Below are 16,846 nucleotides of genomic sequence, written 5' to 3'. Positions count from 1 at the left end.
AACTGACTGGCTTTTTTATAAAAAAATTTAATCTCTAATAGCAGCGCAATACGGCTTGCAAATATATTCTTGATAATGACATGTGTGCAACACATTCCGTTTTTCACCAAGATAACAAACAGCAACCAAATGAAAATTCCCTCACTCAATACTCATGTATCAACTGAATGAGAAACACCTTATCTGATTTGTCGAAGATGAAGGCTGTAGATATATTCATAGGCTTCAGCTTGGTTAGGATAAACTAACTGAATTTGTAATGGGAGTTCAACACCAGGGTCAATTGTATGCCCACTAGTATTACTCAGTATCACATTCCCACCAGACTCCCTCTTATTTAACCAATTTTTCTGGCTTTCATACCAATTTTCGGAGACTTTCGCTCCAGGAGGTAATTGGAAGGATAACTCCCATAAAGTGACCCGTGTATTTTCTGATATTAATGTCAGCATATAACTATAAAGATAACCACCTTCCCCAGCCCAACTTGCCTGATATTTCTGTAAGACCTCTAAATCTTTTTCTGCAGTGACTATGATATTAGAACTAACATTATGGTCGCCTTCATTTTCATAGCCGGCAGGAGGCGTTATACTGCAAATTAACCTTGTGCTTCCCACTCGTGATGCACTTGTATTGAGTGGGATATCAATCACTGTCGAATCATTTGCATCAATATTGACTATCGGGTCAATGTCACTCACTATCATAAGTAATTCATTCTCTGATTCAGCTTCAATGACAGCACCATTAACTGGTATTTCACTTTTATTAGTGATCTTTAATGGTATGCGCTTTGTGATCCCCCTCAGTAAAGTAACTTGCCTATCAACCATCAGTGTTAAATTCACAACGCCATTCACTTTTGCTGTCACACTATAAGTATTATTGTTTTGATTAATAAAACCGATTGGCGTATTAATTCGTACGCTTAACTCAGTATTACCCAGCCCCTTTCCATCGACTAATACCTCAACTGTCGTTATGGCTCCTGCAGGGAGATTAACCGTATTAGGATAGGAAATAATTTCAACTACACCACTATTCTTAGACGTAATATCCAACGTTACATCAGGGACATCGACACCGCTTTTATTTTCTATTTTAAATTCAAAGTGCTCTTGTTGGCCTAATTTTAATTCAGCTGGATTTTGAGATGATATCACAAGCTCCACTAGTTCAACGGGAGCAGAAACCACTGAGCGGGTCGCATCATTCCAACCGTAATCAACAAGAGAAGGGATTGATGTCATCGCAAGGACTTTGAGTATTTCCCCATCAAGATTAAGCCCAGCAACGAGAGTGGCTGACTGACCCATATTATTAACAACACAAGAAACCCCATCATGATGACCAACATCAAACCCATACGATGCTAACTCTTGTTGATCAAGTTGAATGTTGGGAGAGATAAGAAGAATATCGCCAAGTTCTGAATTGTTATAATTAATATTAGTGTATAAAGCTAGCTTATTAGGTGGGCACTTATCTTTTCCTTTCTGATTCTTTAATAACTCAACTGATTTATTATTTGGCATAATTATATCTTCTATATTAATGTTTACTATTAAGGAAATAAGAAACTGTCAGATGACATAATTAATAATAAAGCTAAGCCTTGTTTATACAACAAAATAAAACCATCAAATTTAATATCGCACCATTATTTAAAATAGGTTTAAAACTGATGCCAAACTTAAATTAAAACTCAATTAATAATTTAGATGTTAAATGCCAGTTAATTATTTAACTGGCATTTAATTGTAGCAATGAAAATAATTATAATTTTTTACGCGTAAATACCGACACAGCACACGCAATAATAATATTCAGAATAAATGCAGCAATACCAATATTCATATAGCTTAAGCCTTCCCCTAACCATGGGAACAATTGAGCTAACGAAATTTTTTCAATATACGTCACTGCAAGGAATAATACCCCTGCCATAATCCCACAAATTGCACCCGCAGGGGTCATTGGATTATGTTGTTTAAAGCTCATCAGCAGCGCAGGGAAGAACTGTGCCACAATATTAACCCCTAATAGCATGATTGCGACCAGCGTGTCATTACTGTGGAATATAAAATACAGACTCACTAATGCAACAAATGGCACCATAAAACGTGCATACATCCCTGATTGTTGTTTTTCCTCACTCACCCCTAGTGCTTTTTGCACCACACCTGCAAGCATGTTAGACGTTGTGAGTAACAACATTGAGCCCGGCACTAAAGCGGTCAACATCCCTGCTGCGCCAATAAACCCAACGACAACAGGTGAAAACGTTTCTTTCGATATTTCAAACAGGGATAAATCTACAGCGGCCCCTTCAAGATGCGGAATTTGTAGAATTGATGCGTAACCCACAAAAAAAGCAAATAACATAATCAAACTGTACGCTGGAATTAAAATACTATTTCGCTTCAGAGATTTTTCATCTTTTGCAGTAAATACCGCCGCCATATAATGAGGCCAGCAAAAATAAGCAACCACTGACAGAAATACCGTCGAAATATACCAAGGAATATTGAGCCCTGTATCTGAGAAAGTTAAGAAGCTTGGCATTGCAGTATCAATGGCTTTAAACATCTCACCAAAACTACCGTAGTAATGTAATGGAATATAAATACCAATAAACACAACTACAATTAAGATCATTAAATCTTTAAGTGCCGATGTCCAAGCTGAGCCATGAATACCTGAAATCATTACAAATAAGGTGACAGCAATAATACCAATCCAAATCGCCATATCTGCGGGGATAGCACCATAAGATGCTTGAGAAACTATAATGCCTAATCCTTTAAGTTGTAAAACGAATAAAGGCACCATTGCAGCAATAGAAATTAAGCTAATCAGTAGCCCTAAGCCTGCACTTTGGTATTTTTTAGCAAATAATTCAGAAATTGTCCTAACATCATTATCTTTTGCAAAACGCCAAACTCTCGGGTGTACCCAATATAAAAAGATCCCCATAAATGCATTGACGGCTAATGTGTATAAAATAGCAGGGCCTTTGCCATATGCCCAACCACTCCCACCAAGGAAAGTAAATGTTGTGTAGATTTCCCCTGCACTCAGTAAAAAAACCAATAGAGCGCCATAACTACGCCCACCGACAGACCAACCTTCGTGATCCATCGTTTTCCCTTTTTTAGCCCGAATAGCAAGATAGATACTAAAAAGGAAAAAAATGGTAATAATAATTAACGCAGAGCTCATGATGTTTCCTTAGTATTTTTATTATCTAATACATTTATCAGTAACATCACTAAGGCGGTAATAATCACCCATACAACAATCCAAAACATTAAAAAGGGTAGCCCCATCACAAAAGGTTCTACTTGGTTAGCATAATAAATGCCCACCGTTAATGCTAGGATCGGGAAAATCACTAAATAATGGTACCATTTCATAGAAAATTCCTTATTCCATTTACCCTAATGAAACCAATTCGCGAGGCAAATGGCTTAACATCTCAACACCATCTTCAGTAATTAGCAGCATATCCTCAATCATAATACCGCCAACACCAATCCCGTAATATGGTGTTTCTAAACTCATTACCATGCCAGCACGAAAGACTTCTGTCGTTGCTGCACTCACAAAAGGGGCTTCTTCTAACCCAACGAATACCCCATCACCATGACCTAGGTGCCCACGGTTATAATACGGTAACCCTGAAGAACGGATTAGTGCCATCGTCTCATTAAAAACGTCACTTAATGCCACGCCGGGTGCTATGCGACTTAGCATATATTGATGACCTTTTAAAATAGTTTGATAAATACGGCTCACTTTTTCATCCGGCTTACCGACGACAAATGTGCGTGCTATGTCAGCACCATAGCCTGCAACATCTACCCCGCAATCAAATTTAATGAGATCACCCTCTTTGGCTGGCACGTCATCGGGTAACATTTTCGGGGAGAAATCGCTGCCAACTGAAATAAGGTGAAAACGACTATAATTAGTCTCTGGATATTCCATCACTTTAGCTTTAAATGCCGCAGTCAATTGCGCAGAGGTGCATCCCACTTTAATTAATTGGCTTGCTGCTGCGATCCCCGCCTCTGTAATTTGTGCAGATTTTCTTAGGTGAGCAATTTCCCACTCACTTTTAATCATCCGCAACTCATTAAATAAAGCGGATGAATCTACTAAGTTTAAGCTTGGGATAACTTTATCTAACCATGTTTTTCCCATATGGGTTATTTGGTTTAGTTCAATCGCAACCGGTTTACCATAAACATCAGCTTCAGATAACGCCTCTTTTAAGAGCGTAAAAATGGTTTCTATCGGGCTATTTATCGGCCGTGCTTTTACCACTTTACCGTTATCAGGATTATAAGGATCGTCAACATCGACCCATATTGGGAATGTTTTAATTTTAGCATTTGGCATTTGAAGCGATAAATTTGCGGCTTCAAATTCATTCATGATCACCAAAGATTCAATTGAAGGGTCACGAAAAATAACAGCAATTGCAGAGCCAGTCTGCCTAAAGGTATACATAAAGAAGCTGGCAAAACCGGTTAAGTGATAAAAATTATCCCCTACCGTTGCAATTAAAGCTTCAATACCTTCACGCTCCATAATTTCACGTGCTTTGTTTGTTACATTCTCAAGGTGTTGGTGTTTCAAAAGGAGGTCTGCTTTATGAATTGTCATTTTTATTCTCTCGAAGCGTTATTTTATACATCAAGCAATTACATAATATCGCAAGCGATAAATGCGAAGCTCAATCATATTATATCTAGAGTTGAAATGAATACATCGTGTAACGTGCAAGTTTTATATAACTAATAATTATATACTAGTCAGAAATATACCTTGCTAACGATTTGAATATGATAGAAATAATTAAAAGAGCTAAATAAAATAGCCCTTTTAAAATTTAAAACTTATTTATTGAGAGTTTTCAGCACAAGTAATGGCTTTTTCAGACTCGTTATTACGAGTTAACCATAAAGAAAGTGCTTTTAAAGAATCAGGGGTAAATTCATCACAACGGGCACTGATTTCTTTAGCCGTTAACCAACTCACTTCAGCCACTTCTGATTCTTGCAATGCAAAAGGGCCATGGCTCACACAACTGAATAACCCACCCCATACACGGCAGTGCTCATCTTCAAAATAAAAATGGCCATGCTCGGCAAAAGGCACGCCTGCTATACCCAGCTCTTCTTCGGCTTCACGTTTAGCAGAATCAAGAATATTCTCACCTTGTGTAACAACGCCACCCGCCGTTGCATCTAAAAAACCAGGGTGAAAATCTTTAATTTCAGTACGTCGTTGCACCAATATTTTCCCCATGCCATCATGCACCACAATGTAAGTTGCACGGTGGCGTAAGTTCTCAGCTCGCATTTGGCTACGGGTTGCCTGAGCAATCACGATATTATCTTCATCAACAATATCTACCCACTCAACGACTTCGGTTTGTTGTTCCATCCTGTAAACCTTTTCAAAATTGCCTGAAACAGCTTATGCCATAGATTGATTGCCGCAATAAAAGGCAATACAAGATATGCTTTAACTAACATTCGGTTTTCGATCCTAGCTGAATTTGCATTGAGTTGCTATCACAAAAAAGATCATCGGACGAGAAGATGTGTATTGGTAACAATATTTTTACATTCGTGTCGCCGGAATACACAAACTTAGTTTATAAATGCTATAGTTAGAAAATAAAAACCATACAATCACTGAATTACAGCGATAAAATTGATAATGTAAACATTCATCATTGGCGAGGCTTTAAGGGGTGCAAAAAATGAATATACTCATCACTGGTGGTACGGGGCTCATTGGTACGCCTCTTGTTCAAAAACTCATTTCCCTTGGTCATCAGGTCACAGTATTGAGCCGTTCGCCACAAAAAGTGTATAGCCATTTTTGTAAGGCTGTTGAATGTTGGACAACGTTAAATGACGTCAATCATCTCAATGACTTTGATGCCGTCATTAACTTAGCTGGCGAACCTATTGCTGAAAAACGCTGGACTGATGAGCAGAAAAAACGCCTTTGTGATAGCCGTTGGAAAATCACCCAGCGACTCGCTGAACTGATTGCTGCTAGTGAAACACCGCCTTGCGTCTTTTTATCGGGCTCAGCCGTGGGTTACTATGGCGATCAAGGCCAATCTGTCGTCACAGAAGATGAACAACCCCACGACGAATTTACCCATCAACTCGCGCAACATTGGGAAGCCCTTGCTGAAAATGCCGCGTCCGACAAAACACGCGTGTGTTTATTACGTACAGGCCTCGTATTATCCCCCAATGGTGGGGTTCTAGGTAAAATTCTGCCCATTTTCAAAATGGGGGCTGGTGGCCCAATCGGTCACGGCAAACAATACATGCCATGGATACATATCAACGATATGGTCAATGCAATTTACTTTTTGCTGACTACTCCAACACTTTCAGGCCCTTTCAATATGACTGCACCTTATCCTGTGCATAATGACCAATTCACTGCTGTTTTAGGGGATGTACTTAACCGCCCTTCTTTTGTCCGCACGCCTGCTTTTGTGATCAAAACTATTTTAGGCGAATCCGCGGCTTTAGTATTAGGTGGGCAGCAAGCCATACCTAAACGTTTAGAAGAAGCGGGGTTTCAGTTCGAATTTATCGAATTAAAAATTGCATTAGAAGACTTATTGGTTTCCAAAGAAAGGTAACCCTTCTTAACGCTACTCATATCTCTAGACGAAATGGTTTTTACCTATTTCGATGGGAAATTTTAACCTTAATACTGACCCTAGTGTTATGTTTGGCTCAAGAATACTTAATAACCAAGCGTAACTACCGTACTAAATTATTTAGCCCCTTGCCAACGATGAAATAAATCGTGTTCAAGGGTAATATCAAACTGGTCGATAACGCGGTTAACGGTTTGGTCAACAATATCTAAAATAGTTTCAGGCTGATGGTAAAATGCAGGCATGGGGGGCATGATCACGGCTCCCATTTCAGCCGCTTGCACCATTAAACGCAGGTGGCCGACATGTAATGGCGTTTCCCGTACCCCTAGGACGAGTTTTTTCCCTTCTTTGAGTACAACATCCGCAGCTCGGGTCACCAAGGTATCAGTATAGCTGTGCACAATCCCAGAAAGGGTTTTCATTGTGCAAGGCATTATGACCATCCCTTCAGTACGAAAAGAACCTGATGAAATTGCCGCTGCAATATCACGGCTATCATAATAATGGTCAGCTAATTGTTGTACTTCTTTTACGCTAAACTTGGTTTCTAACGCCAATGTTTGCCGTGCGGCTGCACTCATCACCAAATGGGTTTCTATCCCTTTGACAGGTTTTAATACTTCAAGCAGCCTAATGCCATAAATAGCACCACTTGCCCCAGTTAACCCGATGATCAGTTTTTTCATTTAGCAGCCCAATTCGCGATTTTTTTGCGATTATATACCAAAGGCTTCCAGTTGTCGCTTGGCGGCAAATGAAGCCATCCCAAGAATATACAACTTGGTTAGAAAAGCGCTGCCAACACGACAAAAGCCTATAGGATATTAAGGATTTTGGTGATCAGCCACAGTCCCAGTTATACACTACTCGACTAAAATCTCTTTTTTTCAAATCATCTGGGTGAATAAAGAAATTACCGACGCCCATATCTCCCCACATAATACCGATTTCATAATCCGTATTTATTTGCAGTAATAGTTCGTATTGCTGGATATTTTCTTCATATTCTCTTGGGTCAGATTGAGTAAAAAATGGGTAGCCTCCAATACAGTGCGCACCCGATTCAAATGAATCACTGTAAGGTTCAACCCATTCATCATAGAAGTCTTCACCTTCAAACTGTTCTTCATAATCATAGAGGTTATCAACCCCAAGGATTTTCTGCCCGAACTGGAAATCATCGATACTAATGTATTGTTCTGCAGGTGTGTATTCAATACTATATTGATGGTCGATGGGCGTGTAATAGTCATCAGTATGTGCGGCAATTACTGAGGAAAAATCTTGTGTTAACTGGCTAATATCTTCAATAATATTTTCCCAATAGATAACTCTAAAATCCTCTTGTTTTTGCTTATCTTCAAAATCAGCCCCATACAAATCATCTCCACCAATAAAAAACTGTAACAGCCCTTTTTCTGGGTAATTTTCTAACTTAGGCATTTGTGCAAAGTTAATTTGCGCAAGCAGTTTTAGTGGTGTCCCTTCACTATTTGTTGGGTATTTTTCACCAAGCGGCAAATAAGGCATTCCGCCCACACGGCTTTCCCACCACACATATTCTTCAACGGGGGTTAAGGTCATTTCAACAAGGGATTTTTTAGTGGCTTTGATTTTATCTACGAAAGGTTTAATCACATCAGGAAGGGAGTTGAAATCAGCCATATATAGCTCCAGATAGGCAGTTAATGTCCCTCTAGTTTACTCGAATTTTGCGCATTTTAAATCAGATATAACTGTAACTTACGCCTTCATTTAACGTTATAATTTTCTAAATAGTTTCGGTTACAGCTAGGCGGCAAATGAAGTTATCCCAAGGAGCCTACAAAAGTAGGTAACTTGGGTAACAGAATGAAGCTAACAACGTTAGAAAATTAAATAATGATAAAAATAGCATCACGATTAATTTTCTAAATAGTTTCGGTTACAGCTAGGCGGCAAATGAAGCTATCCCAAGGAGCCTACAAAAGTATGTGACTTGGGTAACTGAATGAAGCTAACAACGTTAGAAAATTAAATAATGATAAAAATAGAATCACGATTAATTTTCTAAATAGTTTCGGTTACAGCTAGGCGGAAAATGAAGCTATCCCAAGGAGCCTACAAAAGTAGGTAATTTGGGTAACTGAATGAAGTCAACAACGTTAGAAAATTAAATAATGATAAAAATAGAATCACGATTAATTTTCTAAATAGTTTCGGTTACAGCTAGGCGGCAAATGAAGCTATCCCAAGGAGCATACAAAAGTATGTGACTTGGGTAGCTGAATGAAGCCAACAACGCTGTAACCGAAACTATGACGAAAATTTAGCCTTCGTTATAAATTTCGAGGTCTTCAACCTCACTCTTATCTTTCAATTTTAGCTCGTCATCTTTACGTAAGTTTTCCAGATAATCTAAATAACTTTGGTCGATATCCTTGGTGACGTAAATACCATCAAACACAGAACATTCGAACTCATTAATTTCTGGATTTTCCTCACGAACCGCATCCACCAAATCAGCTAAATCTTGGAAAATTAACCCATCTGCACCAATTAATTTACGAATTTCATCCACTTCCCTACCATGAGCAATTAGCTCATTAGCATTTGGCATATCAATGCCATAGACATTCGGAAAACGCACTTCCGGTGCCGCTGAAGCAAAGTAAACATTTTTTGCTCCCGCTTCACGCGCGAGTTCAACGATTTGCTCAGATGTGGTGCCACGCACTATTGAGTCATCAATCAATAAGACATTTTTGTCACGGAACTCTGCTCGGTTCGCATTGAGCTTACGACGGACTGATTTGCGACGCTCTTGTTGACCAGGCATGATAAACGTCCGACCCACATAACGGTTTTTTACAAACCCTTGGCGATACGGTTTATCAAGGATATGTGCTATTTCCAGAGCAATATCACACGAAGTCTCAGGAATAGGGATCACAACATCGATGTGTAAATCTTCCCATTCACGGGCAATTTTAGCGCCAAGTTTTTGCCCCATGCGCAACCTTGCATTGTAGACCGAGACTTTATCAATAAAGGAATCTTGGCGAGCAAAATAAACGTATTCAAAAATACATGGCGTCAATTGTGGGTTTTCTGCGCATTGACGGGTAAATAATTGGCCTTTCTCAGTGACATAGACCGCTTCACCGGGGGCGACATCCCGTAAAAACTCAAAACCTAGTGTATCAAGTGCGACACTTTCAGAAGCCACCATATATTCGTGCTCACCCTTCTCTGTGACCCGACGCCCTAATACTAGGGGACGAATACCATGAGGGTCACGGAATGCTAACATCCCATGGCCAATAATAAGTGCCACACAAGCATAGGCGCCGCGTAGTTTTTTGTGCATCGCTGAGACAGCACTAAACACGTTATCTGGCTCAAGAGGGAAATGGTCAAACCTATCTAGCTCATAAGCTAATACGTTGAGTAATATTTCAGAATCCGATGTGGTATTGACATGGCGGCGTGCTGTTTCAAATAAACTCCGAGTGAGTTCATGAGCATTTGTCAGATTACCATTATGAGCAAGGGTGATACCAAAAGGTGAGTTTACGTAGAAAGGTTGAGCTTCAGAAGCACTTGAACTCCCCGCAGTTGGGTAACGAACATGCCCTAACCCCATACAGCCTTGTAACCTGAGCATGTGACGTGTTTCAAACACATCCTTAACCAGACCATTCGCTTTGCGTAAACGAATATTATTTTTGCCATCAATAGTGGCAATACCTGCTGCATCTTGCCCACGATGTTGTAACACCGTTAAAGCATCATAAATCGATTGGTTTACCGGTGTTACACCGGCGATACCGACAATACCGCACATTTAGTCTTTCCTCATCAGCCAGACGGAGAAATATTCTCCGGTAGGAAACTTGACGCATTTTGCAGGTAGTCAAAAAACCACCTGATGATATGACTGAACTGCGGAATAAGTTCCGAACGCTGCCAATCCTCACTTTGAGGAAGTGGTGTAAATGTATCGAGAAAAAACAATAAGGCCGAAACAATTAACACACCACGCAGCGCACCGAAGCAGATCCCCAGAACCCGATCTGTGCCTGATAACCCCGTTTTTTGTACTAATGAGCTAATCACATAGTTCACTACTGCCCCCACAATAAGGGTGGCAATAAATAATGCAGCGATAGCAATGCCATTTCTAACAAGTATATCCTCAAAGCGCGTAAAGTAGCTGGCTAAATAAGGATAAAAGGTACTTGCAACAAAAAAAGCACAACCCCATGTCACTAGTGATAATGCCTCACGTACAAAACCACGGATCAAGCTAACCAGTGCCGAGAAGCCAATAATGGCGATAATTGCGTAATCTATCCAGACCATATTCCATTCCAAAATTCGCACTCACGACATCAGCGAAGTGCATTCTAACAGAAAACGAAAACGTTTGCGTAACCATTTTTCTATCAAATTTAAAAAAATAGCGGCGAAAAGAAAAAATCATAATCGCCGCAGTAAGTTACTAAATCCCCTTACCTTTTAGGGATTATTGGATCTTTAATTTTAAGGTTTATAGGTTTGAATTATCCCTTTAGTCCCTGTAATCGAATTTAGCTCTGGTAACGCGGCCTCTAGCCTTTGCCTAGAGGCTTCTGGCCCCACGTAAATACGTGTGAGTTTATTATTCACTGGCTTAGCGGGAACCGTATACACTTGGTAACCAGACAACCTGAGTTTTGCCACAATTTCTTCTACCTTAGCTGCATTGTTTAAGGCAATAACTTGCACAACAAACGCTTTACCTTGCGGAGCTGGTTTCACTTCGGGTTTAGGCTCCGGTTTTGGTTCAACTTTCGGTTGTGGCTTAGGCTCTGGTTTAACTTCTGGCTTGATTGGTTTTACTGGCTCAACAACAGCAGGTGGATTATTTTCAGCCGATGTTGCCGCTTCAACTTGTTCATTTTGCTGCTGTGTTATCGCTTCTGACAGCATCGCTTCAGAAGCCCCTTCAGAAGAAGCTGTTGATGTCGTACTGGCGATAGGCGCTATCGCTTCAATATCTTCTTCATCACCCGGTTTAGGGATAATAGGAATGGCCGCAAATTCATTTTCATTATATTTCTTATCGCCATCAAGCAGTGCAGGGAGAACGATAACCCCTACAGCAACAAGAACAATGGCGCCAGCAAGACGATTCTGAAATTTACTAGCCACCGGCACTATCCTTTTTGGTTTTCTAATAACATCATAACATGGGCGACAGTATGAAATGACCCACACACAACAACCACATCTTGCTCTTTTGCATCGAGACAAGCTTGTTGCCATGCTTTTTCTACGGAATCAAATTCATTCGCTTGCGCTAAATGTTGGCTAAGCGTAGCGACATCAGCCCCTCTAAATTCAGTTAATGGCGCAATATACCAATCAGTAACTTGCTGTGACAGGCAATCAAGAGTGCCTTTAATATCTTTGTCACCTAACATACCGACAACCGCACGAATATGACGCCCTTCCATAACAGGAAGTTCGGCTAATTTACTGACTAAATAGCCTGCAGCATGCGGGTTATGTGCCACGTCTAAAATCATCAATGGTTTTTCACCGATAACCTGAAAACGCCCTGGCAATTGAGCCGATTTTAACCCTTGATGAATTGCGCTTTCTGTAACTTTTTGGGCGATATCAACATCAATCAATAATAAGCAGCTAATAACACCAAGCGCGGTTGCTGCATTCGCTAATGGGACATTCGGTAATGGTAAATTATGCCACTCATGTTGAGCACTTTTCCATGACCAACTTCCCGCTTGTTCACTATATTGCCAATCCGCACCACGACGAAAAAGCACCGTACCTAGTTTATCCGCCACTTGAGCAATAGACGCAGGCATATCAGGTTCACCGACTACACCATAGTGACCAGAACGGAAAATACCCGCTTTTTCATAGCCAATATGTTCTCTATCAGCGCCAAGCCAGTCTGTATGATCTAACGCAATACTGGTGATCGCTGCAATATCGGCATCCACAACATTTGTTGCATCCAAGCGGCCGCCTAGCCCCACTTCTAAAATAACCACATCCAGTTCAGCTTGCTTAAATAACTGTAATGCAGCCAAGGTACCGTATTCAAAGTAGGTAAGCGAAATGTTTTCACGTTGTGATTCAATGGTCGCAAACGCTGCGCAAAACTCTGACTCTGCAAGTTCTTGGCCTTGAATACGCACACGCTCTGTATAACGAACAAGATGTGGTGAGCTATAGACCCCAACCTTGAGCCCTGATGCCATCAGAATAGACTCTAACGTATGGCACGTTGTCCCTTTACCGTTAGTTCCAGTGACAGTGATAACTCGAGGTGCAGGCTGTGTGAGGTTCATTTGCCTAGCGACTTGACCGACTCGTTCCAACCCCATATCAATATTTTGGCTATGTAAGTCGGTGAGGTAAGAAAGCCAAGTCTCCAATGGAGACTTGGCATTAGGAATGATTAAATTACTCATCATCTTTTTTATGCTTTGCAGGTTCCTTTTCTTGTACGTCTACCTCAAAGCCATCAGTCTCATCAGTAATATCAATGTCAACTTCTACATTTTCTGCAACAATAATTGGCGCCTCAGTAAAACTAGGCTTATTCGTTAACATTGCCAAGACTTCAGCCAAGCGGTCACGCATTTCAGGGCGGCGGACTATCATATCGATAGCGCCTTTTTCGAGTAAAAACTCACTGCGTTGAAAACCTTGTGGCAGTTTTTCACGTACCGTTTGTTCAATAACACGCGGGCCGGCAAAACCAATCAGGGCTTTAGGCTCAGCAACATTAATATCCCCTAACATTGCAAGACTAGCAGAAACGCCACCCATAGTTGGGTCAGTTAGTACTGAAATATACGGTAAGCCGCGTTCTTGCATTTTTGCCAACGCTGCACTGGTTTTTGCCATTTGCATCAATGATAACAACGCTTCTTGCATACGAGCGCCACCACTTGATGAAAAACACACCAATGGACAGTTATCTTCCAAAGCCTGTTCCACTGCGCGGACAAAACGAGCACCAACAACCGATGCCATTGAACCACCCATAAAGGCGAATTCAAATGCCGCAGCGACAACCGGCATCCCTTTTAGGGTCCCTTTCATGACAATAATGGCATCTTTTTCGCCCGTTTCTTTCTGTGCGGCTGAAAGTCGGTCTTTATATTTTTTTGAGTCTTTAAACTTGAGGAGGTCTTTTGGCTCAAGTTCACTACCTAATTCGGACGTTGAGTCTTCATCAAGGAAGGTTTCTAAACGTTGGCGTGCATGAATACGCATATGGTGGTCACATTTAGGACACACTGATAAGTTACGCTCTAATTCAGCACCGTATAACACCTGCCCACAGCTATCGCATTTCGTCCAAACCCCTTCTGGGATATTGGCTTTGTGTGATTGGGTCAAGTTACCTTTCTTTAATATTTTTTCAATCCAGCTCATTAATGGACCTTTTTGTCTGATTCACTCTGGTTATCACCAGTAGGTATTTTTTGCCATTAAACCACAATGATATCTCACTGTAGATAAAAACTTTTTAAACCGCTTAACGGTTATCGATTTTTTGCGCTGTAGCACGCTTTTCTTTCGCGGCCTTACGGCGATGGCGAATAATTTCAACCACACCCGGCAAAATTGAAACAAAGATAATCGCGACTATCAATAATTTCAAATTCTTTTGTACAATCGGTAAATCACCGAATAAATAACCTGCATAGGTAAATAATAATACCCATATAAATGCACCTGCGACATTATAAAAGGCAAAATGACGATAAGACATTTTCCCCATTCCTGCAACGAAAGGCGCAAATGTTCTTACTATCGGCACGAAACGAGCCAGTATAATCGCTTTACCACCATGTTTTTCATAAAATTCATGGGTTTTTTCTAAATATACGCGACGAAAAATTTTTGAGTCCGGGTTTTTAAATAACCTTTCGCCAAAAACACGTCCAATGGTGTAATTCACTGCATCACCAATAATCGCAGCAGTAATCATTAATGCGACCATTAAGTGAACATTTAAATCATTGCTGTCTAATGCTGAAATTGCACCCGCAACAAATAATAACGAATCCCCAGGTAAAAATGGTGTGACCACTAGACCTGTTTCACAAAAAAGGATCAGGAATAAGATCCCGTATACCCATGTACCGTAGTCTCTAACGAGTTCAGCAAGGTGCACATCTATGTGTAAAATAAAGTCGATAATAAAAGTGATGAATTCCATATAATCCTCATTAATGATAGCGTCCATGCCATTCCCAACAATGATGGGACAAATAAAAATTTTGCTTTATATCAGTTCATCTGCAAGAAAAAGAGGCCCCATAACATTCTGCGGCAATGCAAATTGTTCAGGGTAATCGACGCTCACCAAATACAAGCCTTCAGCTTTTGCCGTTGCCGCTGCTTTGGTGCGATCTTTTAGCTCAAGAAGATGTTGTATCCAATCAACACCTTGATTGCCACACCCTATCTCCAACAGACTACCAACAATATTCCTAACCATGTGGTGAACAAAGGCATTGGCTTTAATATCCACCACCACATAATGACCATGGCGACTCACATTCACGTGCATTACATTACGCCATGGAGACTTTGATTGGCACTGGACTGCTCTGAATGAGGTAAAATCACGCTCACCTAAAAGTGACTGAGCCGCTTGATGCATTCTTTTTTCATCTAATGGGTAGTGAAAATGAGTTACACCATTAGATAAAATTGCAGGCCGATAGCGATGATTGAAAATCACATAACGGTAGCGGCGAGCGGTGGCACTAAACCGTGCATGAAACTCATCATTCACAGGTTTACACCAACGAACTGCAATATCCGCAGGCAAATGTGTATTTGCCCCCATAGTCCAAGCCGCTTCTTTGCGATTGGCTGAGGTTTCAAAATGCACCACCTGCCCAGTGGCATGAACACCTGCATCCGTACGACCCGCGCAAAATACGTTGATCGGCTCTGCGGCAATCTTTGACAAGGCGATTTCTAAGCACCCTTGCACACTTTTCACTTCTTGTTGGCGTTGCCAACCAAAATAGCGACTACCGTTGTATTCGACCCCTAACGCAACCCGATACAACTTTGTTGGTTCTGACATCAGTAGAATAGCTCCTGAGCTAATTTTTCAGCGGTTTCTACTGCCATCAGTGCCCCACCGAAGCGCACATTATCCGCCACCGACCAAAACTGTAATATTTCAGGAATGCCATAATCATTACGAACGCAGCCGACACTTAGTTGGTCATTGCCAGAAGCATCCGTTACCTGAGTTGGATAATCCCCTTCTTCTGAGACCTGAATATCCGCAAAACGTTCAAGTTCTTCATTCGCTTCTTCTGCACTCAAAGGGCGTAACGTTTCCAAGTAGACAACTTGAGCATTTCCATAAAAAACAGGCGACTGAATAAAACTAACAGCAACAGGTAAACCTTCATCTTGGAGTACTTTGCGCACTTGTTCAACAAGACGGCGTTCTTGAACAACACTCCCCTCCATGTCTGACAATAAAGGCAACATATTGAAAGCAAGTTGCTTACTAAAACGCCCTTCTTCCGCAGGAATACCATTTAATAAACGTGCACTTTGCCCTGCAAGTTCATCAACGGCTGCTTTACCATAACTCGACATGGATAACATATTCGTTAAGGTAATTCGCCCTAAGCCTGCTGCGTCCACCAGCGGTTTAATCGCTGTGACCAATTGACTCACGGAGCTATCTGCCAAAGAAATAATATTACGATTGCGGTAATCAGCTAAAACTTGAGGATTCACATTTGGTACCACTAATGGCACATCAGGTTCTTGAGCAAATACGCCACTTGTATCAATAACAATACAACCTTCCTGTGCCGCTAATTCTGCATATTGCATGCTAACCGCTTCATTAGCCGCAAAAAAAGCAATTTGCGCTTGCGACCAATCAAAACCATTCACCTCTTCAACTTGAATACTTTTGCCACTAAAGCGTACGCTCTCCCCCGCACTTCGCTCACTGGCTAGTAAATACAGTTCGCCAACTGGAAATTCCCTTTCTTCTAGCAGTGAGATAATGGCCTCACCTACAGCCCCAGTTGCGCCTAATACTGCAATATTCCAACCTTCAGTCATGGCTATTCCTCT

At 40.9% G+C, this 16,846-nt stretch carries 16 protein-coding genes; 1 reads left to right on the top strand and 15 read right to left on the bottom strand.

Features of this window, described 5'->3' with window-relative positions; translation table 11 throughout:
• Window positions 1-179 precede the first annotated feature (179 nt).
• The 5 genes from M1F14_RS11600 to yfcD form a co-directional block, all read right to left on the bottom strand.
• Window positions 180-1,538 (bottom strand): hypothetical protein, encoded by a 1,359-nt coding sequence (locus M1F14_RS11600; protein ID WP_071548190.1) that lies wholly within the window; start codon window positions 1,536-1,538, stop codon window positions 180-182.
• Between the two features lie 241 nt (window positions 1,539-1,779).
• On the bottom strand, window positions 1,780-3,225 hold the full coding sequence (locus tag M1F14_RS11595; protein ID WP_181468598.1) for a sodium:solute symporter: 1,446 nt from the start codon (window positions 3,223-3,225) through the stop codon (window positions 1,780-1,782).
• On the bottom strand, window positions 3,222-3,419 hold the full coding sequence (locus tag M1F14_RS11590) for a DUF3311 domain-containing protein (RefSeq protein ID WP_048607520.1): 198 nt from the start codon (window positions 3,417-3,419) through the stop codon (window positions 3,222-3,224). Before M1F14_RS11590 ends, M1F14_RS11595 begins: the two co-directional genes overlap by 4 nt.
• Window positions 3,420-3,438: 19 nt before the next feature.
• On the bottom strand, window positions 3,439-4,674 hold the full coding sequence (locus tag M1F14_RS11585; protein WP_042844467.1) for a M24 family metallopeptidase: 1,236 nt from the start codon (window positions 4,672-4,674) through the stop codon (window positions 3,439-3,441).
• 237 nt (window positions 4,675-4,911) lie between these two features.
• Complete coding sequence (gene yfcD, locus M1F14_RS11580) at window positions 4,912-5,457, bottom strand: NUDIX hydrolase YfcD (protein WP_042844471.1); 546 nt, start codon at window positions 5,455-5,457, stop codon at window positions 4,912-4,914.
• 322 nt (window positions 5,458-5,779) lie between these two features.
• Between yfcD and M1F14_RS11575 the strand changes: the two genes are divergently transcribed.
• Window positions 5,780-6,688 carry a TIGR01777 family oxidoreductase gene (locus M1F14_RS11575; RefSeq protein WP_048607523.1) on the top strand — a complete coding sequence of 303 codons (909 nt, stop codon included), beginning with the start codon at window positions 5,780-5,782 and terminating at the stop codon, window positions 6,686-6,688.
• Between the two features lie 137 nt (window positions 6,689-6,825).
• On the opposite strand, the gene M1F14_RS11570 is transcribed toward M1F14_RS11575, so the two are convergent.
• From M1F14_RS11570 to M1F14_RS11525, 10 genes are all read right to left on the bottom strand, one after another.
• Window positions 6,826-7,398 (bottom strand): UbiX family flavin prenyltransferase, encoded by a 573-nt coding sequence (locus M1F14_RS11570; RefSeq protein WP_042844474.1) that lies wholly within the window; start codon window positions 7,396-7,398, stop codon window positions 6,826-6,828.
• A gap of 154 nt (window positions 7,399-7,552) precedes the next feature.
• Window positions 7,553-8,377, bottom strand: a complete 825-nt coding sequence (locus M1F14_RS11565; protein WP_048607526.1) for a YwqG family protein — start codon at window positions 8,375-8,377, stop codon at window positions 7,553-7,555.
• 643 nt (window positions 8,378-9,020) lie between these two features.
• Window positions 9,021-10,538, bottom strand: a complete 1,518-nt coding sequence (gene purF / locus M1F14_RS11560; RefSeq protein ID WP_042844478.1) for an amidophosphoribosyltransferase — start codon at window positions 10,536-10,538, stop codon at window positions 9,021-9,023.
• Window positions 10,539-10,552: 14 nt separating this feature from the next.
• Complete coding sequence (cvpA, locus tag M1F14_RS11555; protein ID WP_042844479.1) at window positions 10,553-11,056, bottom strand: colicin V production protein; 504 nt, start codon at window positions 11,054-11,056, stop codon at window positions 10,553-10,555.
• 180 nt (window positions 11,057-11,236) lie between these two features.
• Window positions 11,237-11,887, bottom strand: a complete 651-nt coding sequence (gene dedD, locus M1F14_RS11550; RefSeq protein WP_042844480.1) for a cell division protein DedD — start codon at window positions 11,885-11,887, stop codon at window positions 11,237-11,239.
• Window positions 11,888-11,892: 5 nt separating this feature from the next.
• A complete protein-coding gene (folC, locus tag M1F14_RS11545) occupies window positions 11,893-13,182 on the bottom strand; it encodes a bifunctional tetrahydrofolate synthase/dihydrofolate synthase (protein ID WP_131680538.1) in 1,290 nt (429 codons plus the stop codon).
• Entirely contained in the window at window positions 13,172-14,152 is a 981-nt protein-coding gene (accD, locus tag M1F14_RS11540; RefSeq protein WP_042844483.1) for an acetyl-CoA carboxylase, carboxyltransferase subunit beta, read from the bottom strand. The genes folC and accD overlap by 11 nt, the downstream gene beginning before the upstream one ends.
• A gap of 103 nt (window positions 14,153-14,255) precedes the next feature.
• Window positions 14,256-14,942 (bottom strand): DedA family protein, encoded by a 687-nt coding sequence (locus M1F14_RS11535; protein WP_042845356.1) that lies wholly within the window; start codon window positions 14,940-14,942, stop codon window positions 14,256-14,258.
• Between the two features lie 66 nt (window positions 14,943-15,008).
• Window positions 15,009-15,824 carry a tRNA pseudouridine(38-40) synthase TruA gene (truA, locus tag M1F14_RS11530; RefSeq protein ID WP_042844485.1) on the bottom strand — a complete coding sequence of 272 codons (816 nt, stop codon included), beginning with the start codon at window positions 15,822-15,824 and terminating at the stop codon, window positions 15,009-15,011.
• Window positions 15,824-16,834, bottom strand: a complete 1,011-nt coding sequence (locus tag M1F14_RS11525; RefSeq protein WP_181468599.1) for an aspartate-semialdehyde dehydrogenase — start codon at window positions 16,832-16,834, stop codon at window positions 15,824-15,826. Before M1F14_RS11525 ends, truA begins: the two co-directional genes overlap by 1 nt.
• Window positions 16,835-16,846: the final 12 nt, after the last annotated feature.

Source organism: Providencia sp. PROV003, from assembly GCF_045040775.1.
Lineage (GTDB): Bacteria > Pseudomonadota > Gammaproteobacteria > Enterobacterales > Enterobacteriaceae > Providencia > Providencia huashanensis.
Note: the sequence above shows the minus strand (reverse complement) of the source record. Positions and strands in the feature narration are given on the sequence as shown.